The following is a 17,002-nucleotide window of genomic DNA, read 5'->3' as shown; positions in this document are numbered from 1 at the left end:
CGATCTATGAATCCTATGGCTCGACGCTGCAGGCTCTGAACAAGCTGCCGACACTGCAACAGCGTGTGGGTGAGCGTTATCTGGGCAGCTCCAATCAGGTCAATTCCGGTGCCAATGTGGGTGAAACCGACAGCAAGGCGATCTGGGGCCGCATTGAAGGCGCGCATAACCGTCATGAAAGTGCCTCCACGGCAGGTGATCTGCATCAGGATATCAACTCTTTCATCATGCAGGCCGGTGTGGATGGTCAGTTCTATGAGGATGAGAATGGCACACTGTTTGCTGGCATTACCGGGCAATACGGCAATGCGCGCTCGAATATCCACAACCGGACCGGTGACGGTTCGGGCAGCATCAGCACGCAAGGATGGGGGCTTGGTGCCACGACCACATGGTATGGCACATCCGGCTTCTATCTTGACGCACAGGCACAGGCCAACTGGTATGACAGCGATCTTCATGTCGATGCAGTCAACAAGGCTCTCAGCAACGGCAATAAGGGCTTCGGTTACGCTCTGAGCCTTGAAGCGGGTCAGCGTTTTGCCATCAACCAGAACTGGTCGCTGACACCGCAGGCGCAGCTCATGTGGTCATCGGTGGATTTTGACACCTTTACCGATAGCTATGGCGCGCGCATCTCCAATAGAGACGGTGATAGCCTGACAGCCCGGCTTGGTCTTGCTGCCAACTATGCCAATAGCTGGAAGGGCCATGATGGGCGGATGATCAATACATCACTCTATGGCATTGCCAATCTTTATCAGGAGCTCATGGGTGACGCCCGTATGAATTATGCGGGAACCCATATGGCCACTGACAGCGATGATACATGGGGTGGGATTGGCGCAGGTGGCACCTATGCCTGGGCCGACAATAAATATGCCCTCTATGGCGAAGGTTCCATCAACACGTCACTCAACCATTTCTCCGACAGCTACGCCCTCAAAGGCAATGTCGGCTTTAAGGTGAAGTGGTAGAAAACCCATAGTCGCAATCAAATTATCGCTCCCGGTGCAAAGCCGGGAGCGATTTGTTTTATGCCGTCGATCTGATCCAAATGTGCTCTAATAGACTACTGCAAAATCCCTCGCGATCATGCTGAGATTGTGATTCACTCTTGGCATTTATTTAGGAGTAGCAGGTAGCTGCGCTGCGGGCAGCCTTCAATCCGAGCCGAGATGTAGCTTCGCGTAACGCTGTTTCAGGCCTTTTTCTCGATCTGCTCGGAACGGATGCTGATGGAGCAGATAAACAACAATCTGCTGTTTCGCCGGTTCGTTGGGCTTTCGATGGATTCCGCTGTCTGACATCAGGCAGCTTCATGCACAGTCGTGCCCGTTTGCGCGAAGCGGACACTGCCCGCGATTTCCTGTCCGCGTTGATGGCGCTGGCCCAAGGTTAGGCGTAACGACGAGCGGAACAAGCCCATCGAAGGACAGTGGCTGTCTCATGTGTTGTGCGAACTTTGCAAAAAGTGGAATGAGATTTCATTTTTTGCTAGACCAATCAAAACCGGTCGTTTATTCAATTATGAAATTTCATTCAATTTTCTGGGAGGGAAGATGAATTTGGAACTCGACGGGGCATCACGCCTGCATTTCGTGATCGGCGATCCGATCGCACGGGTTAAATCCCCAGCCGGGGTCAGCGAGATGTTGCAAGCGCGCGGACTAAACGCCCTTTGCATTCCCGGCCATGTTGCGCCACAGGATCTTGTGCTGTTCTGGAAGGGGCTGCGGCTGTTGCAGAATCTTGATGGCGTGATCATCACCGTGCCGCACAAGATTGCTGCGACGGCGATGGTTGATCGGCTGTCGGAGCGCGCGGCATTTCTCGGTGCGGTCAACACGATCCGCCGCACGCCAAGCGGTTGGGAGGGCGACATGTTCGACGGAGTGGCCCATGTTGCCGCCCTGCGCAAGGCAGGCTGTGTTCTGGAAGGCAAGAGGGCCATTCTTGCAGGCGCGGGGGGCGCTGGCAGCGCCATTGCTCATGCGCTTGTGTTGGCGGGCGTCAGCGAGCTGGCCATTCATGACATGGACGACACGCGGCGTAACAGCCTGATCGCGCGTTTGGCTTCGCTTGGCAAGGCAAAGGTTTTTGCAGGAAGTGGGGACCCCACCGGCTTTGATGTCATCGTAAATGCAACGCCCGCCGGTATGAAGGATAGCGATCCGCTCCCGTTTGACGGCGACCGTCTACGTGCGAATATGTTCATCGGTGACGTCATTACCCAACCTATGGTTTCGCCGTTCGTTGCGCGTGCGCGCGCCCTTGGCTGCCGTGCCATCACGGGCTACGACATGTTCGTGGAAGTGCGCGACTTGATGGTTGATTATATGTGCGCGAAGTGAGGCGGGTTATGACAAGACATTTTGCACTCGCTTTCCTTACCGTTGCCGATCTCACACCAGCACGGGCCATTCGTGTGGCGGCCGAAACGGGCTATTCCAGTGTCGGTCTGCGGTTGCTGCCAGCTGCGGCTACCGGCGAGGCGCCCTATCCAATTCTCACGGACAAGGCTGTTCTCGATGAAGCCCGCGCCGCCCTCGCTGAAACGGGCCTTCGGGTTGGCGATGTCGAGATCGTGCGGCTGAAGCCCGAAACGAGAGCCGCGGATTTCACGCGTTTTCTGGAATGCGCGGCGGCACTTGGCGCAGCCAATATTCTGGTTGCCGGCGACGATACCGATCATGCACGTCTGACAGAGACTTTCGCAGCATTTGCCGAACACGCAGCCAGCTATGGTCTCACCGCCGATCTGGAATTCATGCCCTGGACGGGCGTGCGCAATGCTGCTGAAGCCATCGCTATTGTGGAGGCGGCAGGACAGCCGAACGGCGGGGTGCTGGCCGACGCGCTGCATTGGGATCGGACTGGCGGCAAGAGTGAGGAACTCACCCGTATTCCGCGCAATCGCATTCATTACTTCCAGCTTTGTGATGCACCACGCGACTATGATGCCAGCGATGCGGGGCTGATTGCGATCGCTCGGGGCGGGCGGTTGTTTCCGGGTCAGGGAGGGATCGATCTTAAGACCTTTATTGCGGCTTTGCCTGATGATGTTCCTGTCAGCATTGAGATTGCCTCGACCGAGCTTATGAAGCGCCTTGCGCCGAAGCAAAGAGCTGAACAAGCTCTCGCATCGGCACGTGCGTTGTTATCCGAATTTGATGGAATGTAATTATTAAATTGAATGATATTCCATTTTATGTATAAATAAATCAACAAAGACGGAACTGCGCTCGTGACAAGAGCGGGCGCCTTTTCCACAAAATCAAAGCGGTAGTACCGACGCCCGTTGGGCGCGGCCGACTTTCTGCGCCCTGGAGGAGGCAAGAATGATAGTGGCGATGGCTGACACACCCAGCGCGGCGATGGGGCGGGTGGACTGCGATGTGCTGGTTATCGGTTCAGGCGCAGGTGGTCTGGCCACCGCTGTGGCCGCCGCTCATTTTGGCCTTGATGTGATTGTGGCGGAAAAGGCCGATGTGTTCGGCGGCACCAGCGCCTTTTCCGGTGGCTGGCTTTGGGTGCCGAATGCCCCGCATGCAGTTTCCGCAGGCAAGGGGGAAGATCCGGAGCGGCCGAAAACCTATCTCCGCGCTATCCTCGGCAATCGCTACAATGAGGACATGATCGGGGCCTATCTTGAGGCCGCACCGCGGATGCTGACATTTTTTGAGAACAATACAGCGGTCCATTTCAACCCCGGTGTCAACGTGCCGGATTTCCACGGAAATGTTCCCGCAGCGGCAACAGGTTGGCGCTCGGTCGTTGCGGCACCCTACGACGGACGCAGGCTGGGCGCGCTGATTTCGAGATTGCGTTCGCCTATCCCCGAGACGACATTTATGGGCATGGGCATCGCCTCTGGCGTCGACATGCGGATGTTTCTGACAGCGCTTCGCTCGCCCCGTGCCTTTGCCTATGTGACGCATCGGGTGCTGCGCCATCTGCGCGATCTCGCCGTCCACCGCCGCGCCATGCAATTGGTCAACGGCAATGCGCTGGTCGCGCGGCTTCTGCATTCGGCTGCCGACCGTGGGGTCCGGCTCTGGGCGGAGCTTTCGGCCCACGAACTCTGCCGCACCGGCGACCGCGTGAGCGGTGCCATTCTCGCTGGGCCGCATGGAGACGTCATCGTTTCGGCTCGCCGTGGCGTGGTGCTGGCGACTGGCGGTTTTCCGCACGATCCGGGCCGGTTGCATGATCTGCTCCCGCATGTGCAGGCTGGAACGCCGCATCATTCTGCTGCGCCGGAGAGCAACAGTGGCGACGGTCTGCGTCTTGCTGAAAGTGTGGGCGGTCATATCAACACGGGCATGAGCCATGCGGCGGCTTATGCGCCGGTTTCGCTGGTGCCGCGCGCAGGCGTGAAGGCCCCGGGACATTTTCCGCATTTGGTAGAGCGCGGTAAGCCCGGAATCATTGCCGTGAACGCCGCCGGAAAGCGCTTTGTTGATGAGGGCGGTCCCTATCATGACTATGTTCGCGAGATGATCGCCGCCACGCCGCCGGGCATGCCTGCGGTTTCGTGGCTGATCTGCGACAGACGCTTTCTGCGCCGTTACGGGCTGGGTGCGGTCAAGCCCGCGCCGGTTCCCTTCGGTGCCTTTATCCGCAACGGCTACCTGATCGAAGCCCCGTCGATTGCCGCGCTTGCGGCACGATGCGGCATCGATGCCACGGGGCTGGTAGAAACCGTTTCGGCTTTCAACCTGCACGCCGCGCGCGGCGAAGATCCAGACTTTCACCGTGGCACGACGCCCTACCAGCGGGTGCAGGGCGATCCGGACCATCGGCCCAACCCCTGTCTCGCCCCGATAGAAAACGGGCCGTTTTATGCGGTGAAAGTGGTGCCCGGCAGTCTTGGCACCTTTGCCGGCATAGAAACCGACAGCCGGGGCCGCGTGCTGGATGGCGCCGGCGTTCCCGTGCCCGGTCTTTTTGCTGCTGGCAACGACATGAACAGCATCATGGGGGGGCATTATCCGAGCGGTGGCATCACGCTTGGGCCAGCCATGACCTTCGGCTTTCTGGCCGCCGAGACTTTGGCGGAAGGAGAGGCCGTTTTGCACAGACACAGTGTTGGAGGAGAGCAAAATGCCGTCTGAACGCGGGTCGGAAGACCGGTCGCAGGCTTTCGAGGAAGTGGACCTTCTGGTCTGTGGCGCGGGCGCGGGCGGTATGACCGCAGCGCTCGTTGCGGCGCTGGAAGGGCTTCATGTGGTTCTCGCCGAAAAGACAGACGCGGTGGGCGGTACGACCGCCACATCCGGCGGCACGACCTGGGTGCCGGGAACACATCTGTCCGTTCAGGCCGGTGTGCCGGACCGGGTGGAGGAGGCTCGCGCCTTTCTTGAGGCAATCGTTGCCAACCGAGGCGGAAATGCCTTGCGCGAAGCCTTCCTCACATCGGGCCCTGATGCCATTGCCGAATTGGACAGCCGAACGGATGTGAAGTTCGTCGCAGCGATAGCACATCCGGATTATCTCGATGGGCCGGGTGCTGCTTATGGTGGCCGCGCGCTTGCGCCCGTCGCGTTTGACGGGCGCCGGCTCGACAAAGCTGACTTTGACCGGGTGCGCCCGCCGCGCCGCGAGTTTCTGGGGCTTGGCGGTATGATGGTCGGGCGCAATGAGCTAGGCGCTTTGCTGGCCCCTTTTGGATCGGTGGCAAATTTCCGCGGTGCGACCGGTATTGTCGGTCGCTATCTGCTGGACCGTTTGCGCTATCGGCGCGGCACCCGGTTGCTGATGGGCAATGCTTTGGTGGCGCGTTTGTTGTTCAGTCTGCGCAAGGCTGGCGTTCCCATGCTTTTTGATACGGGACTGCGCGACCTGATCGTGGAAGAGGGGCGGGTGGTCGGCGCGGTGCTTAACGGACCCGGCGGTCTGCGCCATATCCGCGCCCGCAAGGGTGTGGTGCTGGCTACCGGTGGCCTTTGCTGGAACCGCAAACTGCGCGAGCGCCTGTTTCCCGCAGGCACCCGCGATTATGCGCTCGGTCCTGCGACCAATACTGGCGACGGCGCCGATGCTGCGATGGCAATCGGCGCGCGGTTCGAGGATGGCGGAGACAGTCCGGCACTGTGGATGCCCTGCTCGTCCTACCGGCGGGCCGACGGCACGCTGGCCGTCTGGCCGCATATCATTCTTGACCGCGCCAAGCCCGGTCTTCTCGCTGTCGATGCGCATGGCAAGCGGTTCGTCAACGAGGCCAACTCCTATCATGATTTTGCGATGGGGCAGATCGCCAACGGCGCCATTCCGGCGCATCTTGTCTGCGACGCCGCCTTCATGCGCCGCTATGGCATCGGCATGGTCCTGCCCGGTGCATCCAACTTGAAATCCATGATCGCGGCAGGCTACGTCATCCAGGCTCGAACGCTTGCGGATCTTGCAGCACGCATCGGGTGCGATCCGGCTGGCCTCGCGGAAACGGTCGCGTCCTACAACCGTGCGGCGGCAACCGGCGTCGATGAGGCGTTCGGACGCGGGTCGAGCGTCGTCAACCGATTCAATGGCGATGCGCAGGCCGGACCAAATCCGTGTCTTGGTCCCATCGGGCAGGGTCCGTTCTATGCCATGGCCGTGCGTCCCGCCGACCTCGCCTCCAGCGCCGGGCTGTCAGGTGATGTCTATGGCCGTGTTCTTGATGAGGCTGGGACGGCCATTCCCGGACTTTACGCCTGTGGCAACGATCTCGCCTCGATTTTTCGCGGCACCTATCCCGGCCCCGGCACAACGCTTGGCCCGGCCATCGTCTTTGGCTGGCGTGTGGCCAAGCACGCCGCTGGCAAGCTTACCGACACGGCGACCGATGTCGCTGACACGATGACGCACGAAAGGAATGATCATGCAACGATATGAAATCGCAACGCTTTCCACCAGCATGGGCGCGGCAGCCAAGGTGTCGCCGGCTATTGAGGCCTTTGCCAGCGAAGGCAAGGGACGCCTGCTCGGCATTTTCAACGCAGATATCGGCGCGCTGAACCGCGTGTTCGTTTTTCGCGGCTTCGACACTGTTGTCGATTTCGATGCCGAGCGGGAGCGCACGTTGCGGGCAGCAAACCCTTTTGGTGCTGCGGAGTGGTTGACCGGGCTTGAGCTTGAGGGCTACGCACCGTTTCCGTTTCTGCCGCCGGTGCAGATCGGAAGCTTCGGCCCAGCCTATGAGTTCCGCACCTATGTTTTGAAAACCGGCGGGCTTGAGCCGACAATCCGGGCATGGGAGGCGGCAGCTCCCGCACGTACCGCGCTTTCGAAGCTTACGGTTTGCATGTACGGCATCGACGGTAAGCCGCGCATGACGCATATCTGGCCATTTGCTTCGGTTAACGACCGCGGTCAAATCCGCGCGGATTCTGTTGCGCAGGGCGTATGGCCGCCGAAGGGTGGGCCGGATTGGCTGACGACTGACATGCGCTCGACGATTGCCTTTCCGATGGCGAATTCGCCGTTGAAGTAATGCACCTGCCCATACAAAGCAAAGGCCCCGCTTCGTTATGAAGCGGGGCCTTTGTGTTTCTTGATATGGGCCTGCGTTCAGCCGAATTTATGAAGACCGGGAAAATAGCGGGAGCCATTGGCGGCCATGCCAATTTCTTTTGCGGCCTGCGCCAGCGCCGGGGCAAGTTCAGCCATGCGCTCGCTGGTCAGTCGCACGGCTGGGCCGGCAATCGAGAGACAACTGATGGCCTTGCCATCACTCATGATCGGCATCGCCATGGCCGCCATGCCGACGATATAGCTGTCGACGGAGACGGAGTATCCCCGTGCACGCGTGTTTGCCAGAATGGCCAGCAGATCGGTGATGGTGCGGGGTGCGCCGGGACCAGAGGGTTTGCCGTTATTGATCAACCCTTGTCGGGACACCCGTTCCAGTGCTTCTTCGTCACTCATGGAAGAGAGCCAAGCCTGCCCACCGGCACTGGAGGCTAGATGCACGACGACGCCCTGTTCCTGACCGGGGTCATAACGCAGGCCGCTGGTAGCGCCCTGAGCCACCGCGACCCAGATCAGGTTTTCACCATCGATGACGGAAAGACGAATCAGCTCGCCGCTTTCCTGTGCAAGACGGTCCAGAATGGGCTGCGCAATATCGCCGACCCCGGTGCGTCCGAGAAAACCGACACCGAGTGCCGCCAGTTTCATCGTCAGCGCATAATCGCCCTGATCTTGAATCTGACGGACATAACCTAGCCTAATCAATTCGTTAAGGGTCCTATGAACGCCGCTTGCCGGCTGGTTGACCCGCTGCGCAATGGCCGATACGGAGAGACCGCCGGGGTTTTCCGCCAGCATCTCGACGATGCTCAGGCATTTTTCAAGATTGCTCATGATCTTTCCAGTTTGGATTATCATTCCATTTTCGACGTGACACTGTTCATAGTCAAGGCGTTTATTGTTTTGTTTTAACGGGCTGGGGCACATGAGGCATGACGGTTCAGCATTGTGTCGTGTAAATAGTTTGTTGCGATCGCAACAAAACATTTGACGGACCGTAATCCCGTGAATAGAAATCAATGCAAGTTTGCAGCAGGAGGCTGCAGACGGAAGATCTATCGACACAAGAAATTGCATAGTTGCGGGGCCATCGCGTCCGGCGACCGCTTGTGGTCGTCCATTTTCTGGGAGGAAACAATGGTACATGGGGGATTGCCTGCATCGGGCGCAACAACAGGCGAAAGCGGTGGCTGGACCCCTTTGCGGATCACGGTCGTCTTCATTTGCTTCCTGCTCAATGCCATTGATGGAATGGACATCGTGATCATGTCCTATGTCGCGCCAGTGCTCAAGAGTGCCTGGCAACTCAGCCCGGAAGTGCTTGGCACTGTGTTTTCCGCGTCGCTGGCGGGCATGGCGATTGGCGGTCTGTTCATCGCGCCGCTGGCGGATCGGTTTGGCCGCCGTCCACTGATCATGAGCCTTCTCGCGGTGATCACAGTTGCCATGCTGGCGTCCAGTCAGGCCCGCAACGTCTATGAACTCATCGCGCTTCGCGCGATCATCGGCATGTCCGTCGGCGCATTTCTCGCAAGTGTGACGACAATGGCGGCCGATTTCGCGCCGAAGGGGCAGCAGGGCATGGTCGTGGCCATTGCCATTGCAGGCTATCCGCTGGGTGCTGTCATCACCGGCGTGACGATTGCGCACTTCTTGCCCGTCTGGGGCTGGCACGGCGCGCTCATGGCCGCCGGTATTGTTTCGCTGGTCGTGCTGCCGTTTGTCGTGATGATCTTGCCGGAATCAATCGATTACCTGAAACGGGTGCAGCCTGCCGGTGCGCTTGAAAGGCTGAACGTCATCCTGCGTCGTCTCGGCGATGCCCCGCTTGCCACGCTGCCGCCGCGCGTCGCAACGCAGAAGGCTTCCGTCCGCGCAATCTTTGCGGAAGGGCGTCTTGTGGCAACGTTTGCGCTATGGCTGGCGATCATCATGGGGTTCATGACCTTCTACTTCCTCGTCTCGTGGATTACCCAGCTGACTGTGCAGTCAGGCCTTCCCGTCGATAAGGCCATCTATGCGGGTGCCCTGTTCAATCTGGGCGGCTTTATCGGAACGCTGATCATCGGTGCTTGCGGCAGCCGTTTTGGCCTGCCACGTGTCACCTGTGTGGCGCTGGTCGCTGGTGCTGTCGTGGTTGCGGCCTTCGGCTATGTCACGGTTTCGCTCACCGTCACGCTCGCGCTCGCCTTCTGCGCCGGCTTCACCACCAATGGCGGCTTCAATGCCTTCTATGCGCTGGGTGCTGCGCTTTACCCCACCGAAATTCGCTCAACCGGGATCGGCTGGGCCATGGGTGTTGGCCGTCTTGGCGCCGTGATCGGACCGATGCTCGGCGGCATCCTGATCGGGCAGGGGCTGAGCCTTGCCGCCCTGCTCGCCGTCTTTGCCATTCCCCTCGTAATCGCAGGCAGCGCCGCTCTGATCGTTCGTCCGCACCAGCACGAACCGGTCCTGCAGCCCGCCGCAGCCGAATGAAAGGATACTCAAATGTCCCTTGCCAATAGCTATGACGTTGTCGTCATCGGTTCCGGTGCCGCCGGCCTGACCGCCGCGATCACCGCCAAGAAATCGGGTCTTTCCGTTGTTGTGCTGGAAAAAGCGCCGGTCTTCGGTGGCACGACCGCCTTCTCTGGCGGTGTGATCTGGATACCCGGCAATCCGCATTATGAGGCGGAAGGCATCAAGGAAGACCGGGCCGCCGTGCACACCTATATGCGTGGCGAGGCTGGCAACAAATACGACGCTGACTTCATTGATGCCTATCTGGATTTCGGTCCGGAAATGCTGCGCTTTATGGAAAAGGAAACCGAGGCGCGTTTCGTTCGCACGCTTTATCCGGATTATCACCCGGAGCAGGCGGGCGGCGTGCAGATCGGCCGGTCGGTTACAGCAGCAGCCTATGACGGTCGTCGTCTTGGCAAGGAGTTTCGCCGCCTGCGCCAGCCACTGAAGACCATTACCTTCATGGGCATGATGTTTAACTCCTCGAACAATGACCTGAAGCACTTCTTCAATTTTACCAAGTCGCCTGTTTCGGCCATGTATGTGGCCAAGCGTCTGGCCGTGCATATGTGGCATCTGCTGCGCCATGGGCGTGGCGTGCAGCTGACCTCCGGCAATGCGCTGGCTGCGGCCCTGTCGAAATCGGCGCTTGACCTTGGAATCGAGATCGTGACCGATGCGCCGGTGGGCGAACTGGTGAAGAAGGACGGCCGCGTTACCGGTGTTGTCGTCACCCTTGACGGCACACGCCGGGATGTTCAGGCAACGAAGGGCGTCATTCTGGCCGCTGGTGGATTTGCCCGTGACGGCAAGCGTATTTCCGCGCTTTACCCGCATCTGAAAGAAGGGGGCGAGCATTTCACGCCGGTTCCCGAAGGCAATACCGGCGATGGCATCGCGCTTGGTGAAAAGGCCGGCGGCCATATTTCCGAAGGGCTGCCGAATGCGGCGGCCTGGATGCCGGTTTCCAAAGTACCGTTCCCCGGTGGCGAGATCGCGTTTCCGCATCTTGTCGATCGCTACAAGCCGGGTTTCATCATGGTGACGGCATCGGGGCGGCGCTTCGTCAATGAGAGCCTTTCTTATCACGATGTTGGCGCGGCCATGATTGAGGCGTGTCGGGGCAAGGGCAAGACCGAAGCCTGGCTGATTGCCGATCACCGGACGATCCGTAAATATGGCATCGGCTATGTGAAGCCCTATCCGATGCCGCTTGGCCCACATCTTCGCTCCGGCTATCTGAAGAGCGGCAAGACGCTTGAGGAACTCGCGGGGCGGATTGGCGTCGATGCGCGTGCGTTCGCCGATGAGGTGAAGCACTATAACGACGGCGCCCGCAACGGGGAAGACCGCCAGTTTGGTCGCGGCACCTCCGGTTTCAACCGCTATCTCGGTGATGCCAACAACAAGCCGAACCCGAATGTCGCCCCCGTCGAGCAGGGCCCGTTCTATGCGCTGCGCATCGTGATGGGTGACCTTGGCACATTCCCGGGACTGGTAACCGACACGCAATCGCGGGTGCTGGACGAGCAGAGCCAGCCGATTGCGGGCTTGTGGGCTGCCGGCAATGACGCGGCCTCGATTATGGGCGGCGCTTATCCGGGGGCAGGCATCACCATCGGCCCGGCAATGACATTCGGCTATGTCGCGGCGCTTTCGATTGCCGGTAAGATCCATGAACGCGGGCGCACGCTCGCGGCAGAATAAGGAAGCCAGAATGTTTACTGCCCCCGCCGACCGTCCGCTCGTCAATCTGCGTTACTATACGATTGCGCCACGCAAGATGGGCGAGTTTCTCGAGGTCTTCGACCGGCTTGCCATGCCGGTTTTAATCGAAACACTGGGCGCGCCGATCGGCTTCTACACCAGTGCCGTCGGGTCGCTCAATCAGGTGGTTCATCTGTGGGCCTATCGTGACATGAGCGATATGGAGGCCCGATGGGCTGCCCGTGACAGCCATCCCGACTTTCCTGCCTACCTGAAGGCGTCTGCGCACCTCGTGGTGGCTCAGGAAGACTGTCTGCTCAAGGCGGCTTCGCTCGCGTCGCTGTCCTGAGCGGCCCGGCTCTGCGCGTCTTCTTCGACATTCGGCAGGTTGGCGATTAACCGGTGGAAATAGCCGAGGAGGGTTTCGAACTCCTCCGCCGTGAAGCCCTGCAGCACGGCAGCTTCACGGGCGCGGGCAATGGGAAGCACTTTTTGATGGAGCGCCCATCCCGCGTTGGTCAGGGCCATTTCACGCTTGCGCCGTGCGCCGTCGCGGGCGCTGACCAGTCCCTTTTCCTGCATGGCGGAAAGGGCGCGGCTGACGGAACTCTTGTCCAGCCCGATGGAATTTGCCATGGCAATGACGTTCGACCAGGGTTCGACGGCAAGATGGCAAAGAACCCGCCATTCCACGACACCGATGCCGAAACGGCGGTGATACTCCTGGGATGCGCCGGCGCCGAGGCGGCTGGAAAAGCTGGTGCTCAGTGCGCCAATGCAGCGCTGCAGATCGAAACTGTTTTCGTCCATAAACCCTCCTGAGGCGCAATCAACCCGCTTGGATGCATGTCTGCCGTCGACAGGTGGTTGCCGATGCAGCACGTTCCCTGCCACTTTGCCTTGGCATAATTGACGATGCTAGCCAATACCATCGAAAAATGCCGCAAGGCGGGTAGAGCGTGCCGCGTTTAATCGTACCCGATACGCTTGCTCTATGTGTTTGTTTTTAAGCACTCTCCCACGCAAATCGCTGCGCCCTTTTGCTGGGAATGTTTTAGCCGAGATAGCGCTTGCGGTATTGAGATGGGGTTTCACCCGTTGCCGCGCGAAAACGGCGCGAAAAATAGGGCGGGTCAGCAAAGCCGAGACGATAGCCGATTTCGGCAACGGAAAGCCGGGTGAAGGCCAGAAGTCGGCCAGCTTCGGCCATGCGTGCGGTCTCGATGTGGCGCGTCGCGCTATCGCCCGTCGCCATGCGACAGATTCGGCTGAGATGCCCCGGTGTGATCGACATGGCAGAGGCAAACTCCGCCGCGCCCCAGCCGGATGAAAGATGGTCTGCCAGCAGACGATCGAATTCCAGCATTCGCCGCTGTTGCAGCGGCTCCGTTGCTTCAGCACTGAGGGTTGCGATATCCGCTGTCACCGCCAGAGCCGCCTGCGCCAGCGCCATAAGGATCGCATCCCGGAATGGAGCTTTGCCGGCAAAGGTTACGGCAATTTCTTTCAGAATGCCGCGTAAACGTGCATCGGCTTGGGCTACAAACGGTCGCGCCAGACTGCGTTCCAGCGCTGCATTGTGCAGGCCCGCAAAAAGAGCGATCGGGAAGGACAGCACCAGTCCTTCGCTCCCGCGCGCAATGTCAAGTTCATGAACGGATTGCGCCGGAATGAACTGGAAATCGCCATCGCCAAGATGCACCGAGACGCCGTCGACACCAATTTGTGCTGCGCCATGCTCGACAAAAAAGATTTGCGTCATCTTTTGGTGGCGGTGTGGAGCGATCCGCCAGTCATGCAGACGCGCGCGGTCCCAGATCCGTTCGCAATGGGCAACATCGGGAAAGGATGACGTTTCGCCAAAGAGATTGAAGACAGGTATTTGCGATTGCAACGCCATGCACGAATAGTACCATTTTATACTCGCTCTGTCCATTCGCGAATGTCGTCATGCCCGGTACAAAAACGCCAGGGAGAACAATTCGGGAAATTGTTATGGATACTCAAGTTGTCATTATTGGTGGAGGACCCTCCGGTCTGCTGCTGTCGCAATTGCTCAACCGTGCGGGCATCGCGACGATTGTTCTGGAGCGCAGCACGCGCGATCATGTGTTATCGCGCATTCGTGCCGGCATTCTCGAATGGGGCTCGGTTGAACTTCTGCGGGAGGCGGGCGTTGGCACACGGATGGATGCGGAGGGTTTTCCGCATGACGGGACCTACATCACCGATCCGGACCTGATGGTTCACATCGATTTCAAGGCACTCACCGGCAAGCGCGTCATGGTCTACGGCCAGACGGAGGTTACGCAGGATTTGTATCAGGCGCAGGATGCGATGGGCACCACTGTCATTCACGGCGTTGAGGATGTGCGCATTCTCGATCTCGACGGGGCGCAGGCGAAGGTCGAGTATACGGTGAATGGCGAACGCAAAGCACTGACTTGTGCCTATGTAGCAGGATGCGACGGTTTTCACGGCGTCAGCCGTAACACGATTCCGGAGGAGAAGCGACGCGAATTCGAACGTGTCTACCCCTTCGGCTGGCTGGGAATCCTGTCGCAGACGCCTCCGGTGAATGATGAACTGATCTATGCGAATTCGCCACACGGCTTCGCTTTGGCTTCGATGCGGAATGCCAACCTCGTGCGCTATTATGTGCAGGTGCCATTGGCGGACAAGGTCGAGGACTGGTCAGATGATCGGTTCTGGGACGAGTTTCGCCGGCGTATTCCTTCAAGCGCTGCCGAGCGGCTGGTAACTGGGCCCTCAATTGAAAAGTCCATTGCGCCGCTGCGCAGTTTCGTTTCGGAACCGCTGCGCTGGGGCAGGCTTTTTCTGGTGGGTGACGCGGCGCATATCGTGCCGCCGACGGGCGCGAAGGGGCTCAACCTTGCGGTTTCAGATGTGTTCTACTTGCACCAGGCGCTCATTGATGCGCTGAAGCATGGCAGGGAAGGTGGAATTGATGCTTATTCGGAGCGCGCATTGCGGCGGATCTGGAAAGCCATGCGCTTCTCCTGGCAGATGACGACCATGCTGCACTGCTTTGAAGGGGAAGATAGTTTCGCCGGGCAGATGCGGCACGCAACGCTCGCCCATCTGGCAGAATCGGAAACCGCGCGCAAGGAATTGGCCGAGAATTATGTCGGACTGCCGTTTTGACGGCAGTTTGTCCTTAGCCCGCTTCCGGTCATAGATCAGTCTATGAAGTGGGTTTGACGCAGATTTCTGACATCTGATTTTCTTATGTCGGGGTCAATATTGCGTGTACAAAGAAGGGCGTGTCAGGCTTCTTTCAGCATGGCCTGCCTGCGATATGCACCCGGTGACAGGCCAACCCGCTGGGTGAAGAAGCGGTTGAAATAGGCCGGGTCTTCGAACCCCAGCAGATGCGCTACCTGCGAAACGCTACTTTCCGTATAGGCAAGGTAGCGTTTTGATTCGATGACGATCCGCTCATAAAGCATATCGGATGCTGTCTTGCCGGTGCGGGCTTTGCAAGCCGCGTTCAGGCGTGCCGGAGTGACAGCCAGATCGCCGGCATAGACGGCGAGCGAACGCTGGCTTTTGAAGTGGGTTTCAAGAAGGGCGCGGTAGCGCACCAGCAGAGCATAATCCCGATCCGGCGTCGCAATGCCCGGATCGTTATGAGTCACGAAAAGGCGCAAGACCACGACGAGAATGCGCATGTATTGCGCCATGATGGCTGTGCGTCGACCGGGGGCGGACCAGATGAATTCCCGGTGCAGCCAATCAAATGTATCAAAGACTGCCGGAATGTTGACGCCGGTGCCTTCCAACGGATAGACGGCGGGGCGCTCTGCCGCCCCTGACAAGCGCGGATCAGCACCGGACGCGGACTTGAGGCAGCCAAGTGCTGCGGTGACGGCGAAGCCGTCTGTGCCGGGGGAAAAGTCGATTTGATGCACGATGCCGGCCGGAATGACGAGAATACCCGGTGCCGGAATTGGCAGGATTCGGTCTTCCATGCGGATCGTCCCGCCGCCGGTCTTTACCAACAGAATTTGCATGTGATCAGGATGCGAATGCGGACGGATGCGCCAGTCATTCGGGCCGCTGCGGTCGCGAATAGGTTCCATATGCAGGAAATCGAGTTCGACGTCCGTGCTCTGATCGCCATAAAGATAGTAATGTGGAATATGGCTTGTCGCCTCAAGCGCCATCTGCTTCCTCCCGAATATATCCCAGTTGAATTGTGCAACAAATGCACCGGCACGTCCATTGGTCTGCTCTTGGTAGGCGCATAGGTTGCCTGTTGATAATTCGTGACTGGAGGCATGGAATGAAACACGGCTTTCCCGTGAAAATTGCCGTCGGCAAGACGCTCGCAGGCAACACCATTACATACACGATTCGTGATTTTCGGGGTGTCGGCCATGCGCCGACGGAAGAAAGCTGGGAGGTATCGCTATGAGTTGGCTTGGACTCAACGGTAAAACGGTGGTCGTGACCGGCGCGGGCGGTGGTATTGGGCAGGCGCTGGCGCGCGCTTTTGCCGGGCAGGGCACTCGCGTCGTGCTGCTTGACCGCGACACGCAACGCACAGCGCCGCTGGCAGAAAACCTCGGCGGGGGGGCGCTGGCGCTTGCCTGTGATCTTTCGCGGCCGGACGATGTGGCCGCCGCCGCGGCAAAGGTTGAGGCCGAAGGCGGTGCCGACATCTTGGTCAATAATGCAGGCATTCTGCGGCCCGGCCCGCTGGAAAGCGTTTCGGAAGCCGACTGGTCTGCCATGCTGGCGGTGAATCTGACCGGATATCTTGCAGCGGCACAGGCCTTCGGACGCGGCATGATTGCGCGCGGCGGCGGTGCGCTGGTGCATGTGGCCAGTATTGCAGGCACGCAGCCGCAACCCGCCAGCGGTGCTTATTCCGCCTCCAAGGCGGCGATCCTGATGCTCTCGCGGCAGCTGGCGTTTGAATGGGGTCCGAAGGGTATTCGTTCAAATTCGCTAAGCCCGGGTCTGGTGCGCACGCCGCTTTCCGAACCTTTCTACAAGGATGAGAAGGTCAAGGCAGCCCGCGAAGCCATGGTGCCGATGCGACGTATCGCAATGCCGGAAGATATGGCCGATGTGGCATTGTTTCTGGCCTCGCCGCGCGCTTCTTATGTGACAGGGCAGGACCTCGTGGTCGATGGTGGCCTTTCGCAGTCTCTGATGGGCATGGTGCCGAGGCCGGGCTATGCGTAAGCGCCGTCACGCGCTGGTTGCTGTCGGGTTTTGGGTGGCCATTGCCGATCTTGGTGACGCGGCT

At 59.4% G+C, this 17,002-nt stretch carries 16 protein-coding genes and 1 pseudogene; 13 read left to right on the top strand and 4 right to left on the bottom strand.

The features are described from left to right. The 7 genes and pseudogenes from ABE530_RS13815 to ABE530_RS13785 all read left to right on the top strand — a co-directional run. On the top strand, window positions 1-977 hold a 977-nt coding region (locus ABE530_RS13815; protein WP_499694876.1), incomplete at its 5' end, for an autotransporter family protein. Window positions 978-1,154: 177 nt separating this feature from the next. Further along, window positions 1,155-1,304: pseudogene (locus ABE530_RS13810) on the top strand (transposase); the annotation flags it as partial. A 258-nt stretch (window positions 1,305-1,562) separates the two neighbouring features. Beyond that, window positions 1,563-2,354, top strand: a complete 792-nt coding sequence (locus tag ABE530_RS13805) for a shikimate dehydrogenase family protein (protein ID WP_499694875.1) — start codon at window positions 1,563-1,565, stop codon at window positions 2,352-2,354. An 8-nt stretch (window positions 2,355-2,362) separates the two neighbouring features. Then, a complete protein-coding gene (locus ABE530_RS13800; protein ID WP_499694874.1) occupies window positions 2,363-3,184 on the top strand; it encodes a sugar phosphate isomerase/epimerase family protein in 822 nt (273 codons plus the stop codon). A 157-nt stretch (window positions 3,185-3,341) separates the two neighbouring features. After that, on the top strand, window positions 3,342-5,117 hold the full coding sequence (locus ABE530_RS13795) for an FAD-dependent oxidoreductase (protein ID WP_499694873.1): 1,776 nt from the start codon (window positions 3,342-3,344) through the stop codon (window positions 5,115-5,117). Next, window positions 5,107-6,876: an FAD-binding protein gene (locus ABE530_RS13790; protein ID WP_499694872.1), complete on the top strand. Its 1,770-nt coding sequence runs from the start codon at window positions 5,107-5,109 to the stop codon at window positions 6,874-6,876. The genes ABE530_RS13795 and ABE530_RS13790 overlap by 11 nt, the downstream gene beginning before the upstream one ends. After that, a complete protein-coding gene (locus ABE530_RS13785) occupies window positions 6,863-7,474 on the top strand; it encodes an NIPSNAP family protein (protein ID WP_499694871.1) in 612 nt (203 codons plus the stop codon). The genes ABE530_RS13790 and ABE530_RS13785 overlap by 14 nt, the downstream gene beginning before the upstream one ends. Window positions 7,475-7,551: 77 nt before the next feature. Here the strand turns inward: ABE530_RS13785 and ABE530_RS13780 are convergent, their stop codons facing one another. Next, window positions 7,552-8,370 carry an IclR family transcriptional regulator gene (locus ABE530_RS13780; protein ID WP_499694870.1) on the bottom strand — a complete coding sequence of 273 codons (819 nt, stop codon included), beginning with the start codon at window positions 8,368-8,370 and terminating at the stop codon, window positions 7,552-7,554. A 279-nt stretch (window positions 8,371-8,649) separates the two neighbouring features. On the opposite strand from ABE530_RS13780, the gene ABE530_RS13775 reads away from it, so the two are divergent. The 3 genes from ABE530_RS13775 to ABE530_RS13765 are packed head-to-tail and all read left to right on the top strand — an operon-like array spanning window position 8,650 to window position 12,073. Further along, entirely contained in the window at window positions 8,650-9,990 is a 1,341-nt protein-coding gene (locus ABE530_RS13775) for an MFS transporter (RefSeq protein WP_499694869.1), read from the top strand. A 12-nt stretch (window positions 9,991-10,002) separates the two neighbouring features. Then, the gene (locus ABE530_RS13770; RefSeq protein WP_499694868.1) at window positions 10,003-11,724 is read left to right on the top strand and encodes an FAD-dependent oxidoreductase; all 1,722 of its coding nucleotides are present in this window, start codon (window positions 10,003-10,005) and stop codon (window positions 11,722-11,724) included. A 10-nt stretch (window positions 11,725-11,734) separates the two neighbouring features. Then, window positions 11,735-12,073: an NIPSNAP family protein gene (locus ABE530_RS13765; protein WP_499694867.1), complete on the top strand. Its 339-nt coding sequence runs from the start codon at window positions 11,735-11,737 to the stop codon at window positions 12,071-12,073. On the opposite strand, the gene ABE530_RS13760 is transcribed toward ABE530_RS13765, so the two are convergent. Further along, a complete protein-coding gene (locus ABE530_RS13760; RefSeq protein ID WP_499694866.1) occupies window positions 12,025-12,534 on the bottom strand; it encodes a MarR family winged helix-turn-helix transcriptional regulator in 510 nt (169 codons plus the stop codon). The genes ABE530_RS13765 and ABE530_RS13760 overlap by 49 nt on opposite strands. 244 nt (window positions 12,535-12,778) lie before the next feature. Then, a complete protein-coding gene (locus ABE530_RS13755; protein WP_265985839.1) occupies window positions 12,779-13,624 on the bottom strand; it encodes a helix-turn-helix domain-containing protein in 846 nt (281 codons plus the stop codon). 95 nt (window positions 13,625-13,719) lie between these two features. Here ABE530_RS13755 and pobA point away from each other — a divergent pair, with 95 nt between their 5' ends. After that, window positions 13,720-14,889, top strand: a complete 1,170-nt coding sequence (pobA, locus tag ABE530_RS13750; protein ID WP_499694865.1) for a 4-hydroxybenzoate 3-monooxygenase — start codon at window positions 13,720-13,722, stop codon at window positions 14,887-14,889. A 122-nt stretch (window positions 14,890-15,011) separates the two neighbouring features. Here the strand turns inward: pobA and ABE530_RS13745 are convergent, their stop codons facing one another. After that, window positions 15,012-15,911 (bottom strand): helix-turn-helix domain-containing protein, encoded by a 900-nt coding sequence (locus ABE530_RS13745; protein ID WP_499694864.1) that lies wholly within the window; start codon window positions 15,909-15,911, stop codon window positions 15,012-15,014. Window positions 15,912-16,030: 119 nt separating this feature from the next. Here ABE530_RS13745 and ABE530_RS13740 point away from each other — a divergent pair, with 119 nt between their 5' ends. After that, window positions 16,031-16,162, top strand: a complete 132-nt coding sequence (locus ABE530_RS13740; protein WP_499694863.1) for a hypothetical protein — start codon at window positions 16,031-16,033, stop codon at window positions 16,160-16,162. After that, on the top strand, window positions 16,159-16,938 hold the full coding sequence (locus tag ABE530_RS13735) for an SDR family NAD(P)-dependent oxidoreductase (RefSeq protein WP_499694862.1): 780 nt from the start codon (window positions 16,159-16,161) through the stop codon (window positions 16,936-16,938). Before ABE530_RS13740 ends, ABE530_RS13735 begins: the two co-directional genes overlap by 4 nt. The last annotated feature ends 64 nt before the right edge of the window (window positions 16,939-17,002 follow it).

This window comes from Brucella sp. TWI559, assembly GCF_039674265.1.
GTDB classification, from domain to species: domain Bacteria; phylum Pseudomonadota; class Alphaproteobacteria; order Rhizobiales; family Rhizobiaceae; genus Brucella; species Brucella chromiisoli.
Note: the sequence above shows the minus strand (reverse complement) of the source record. Positions and strands in the feature narration are given on the sequence as shown.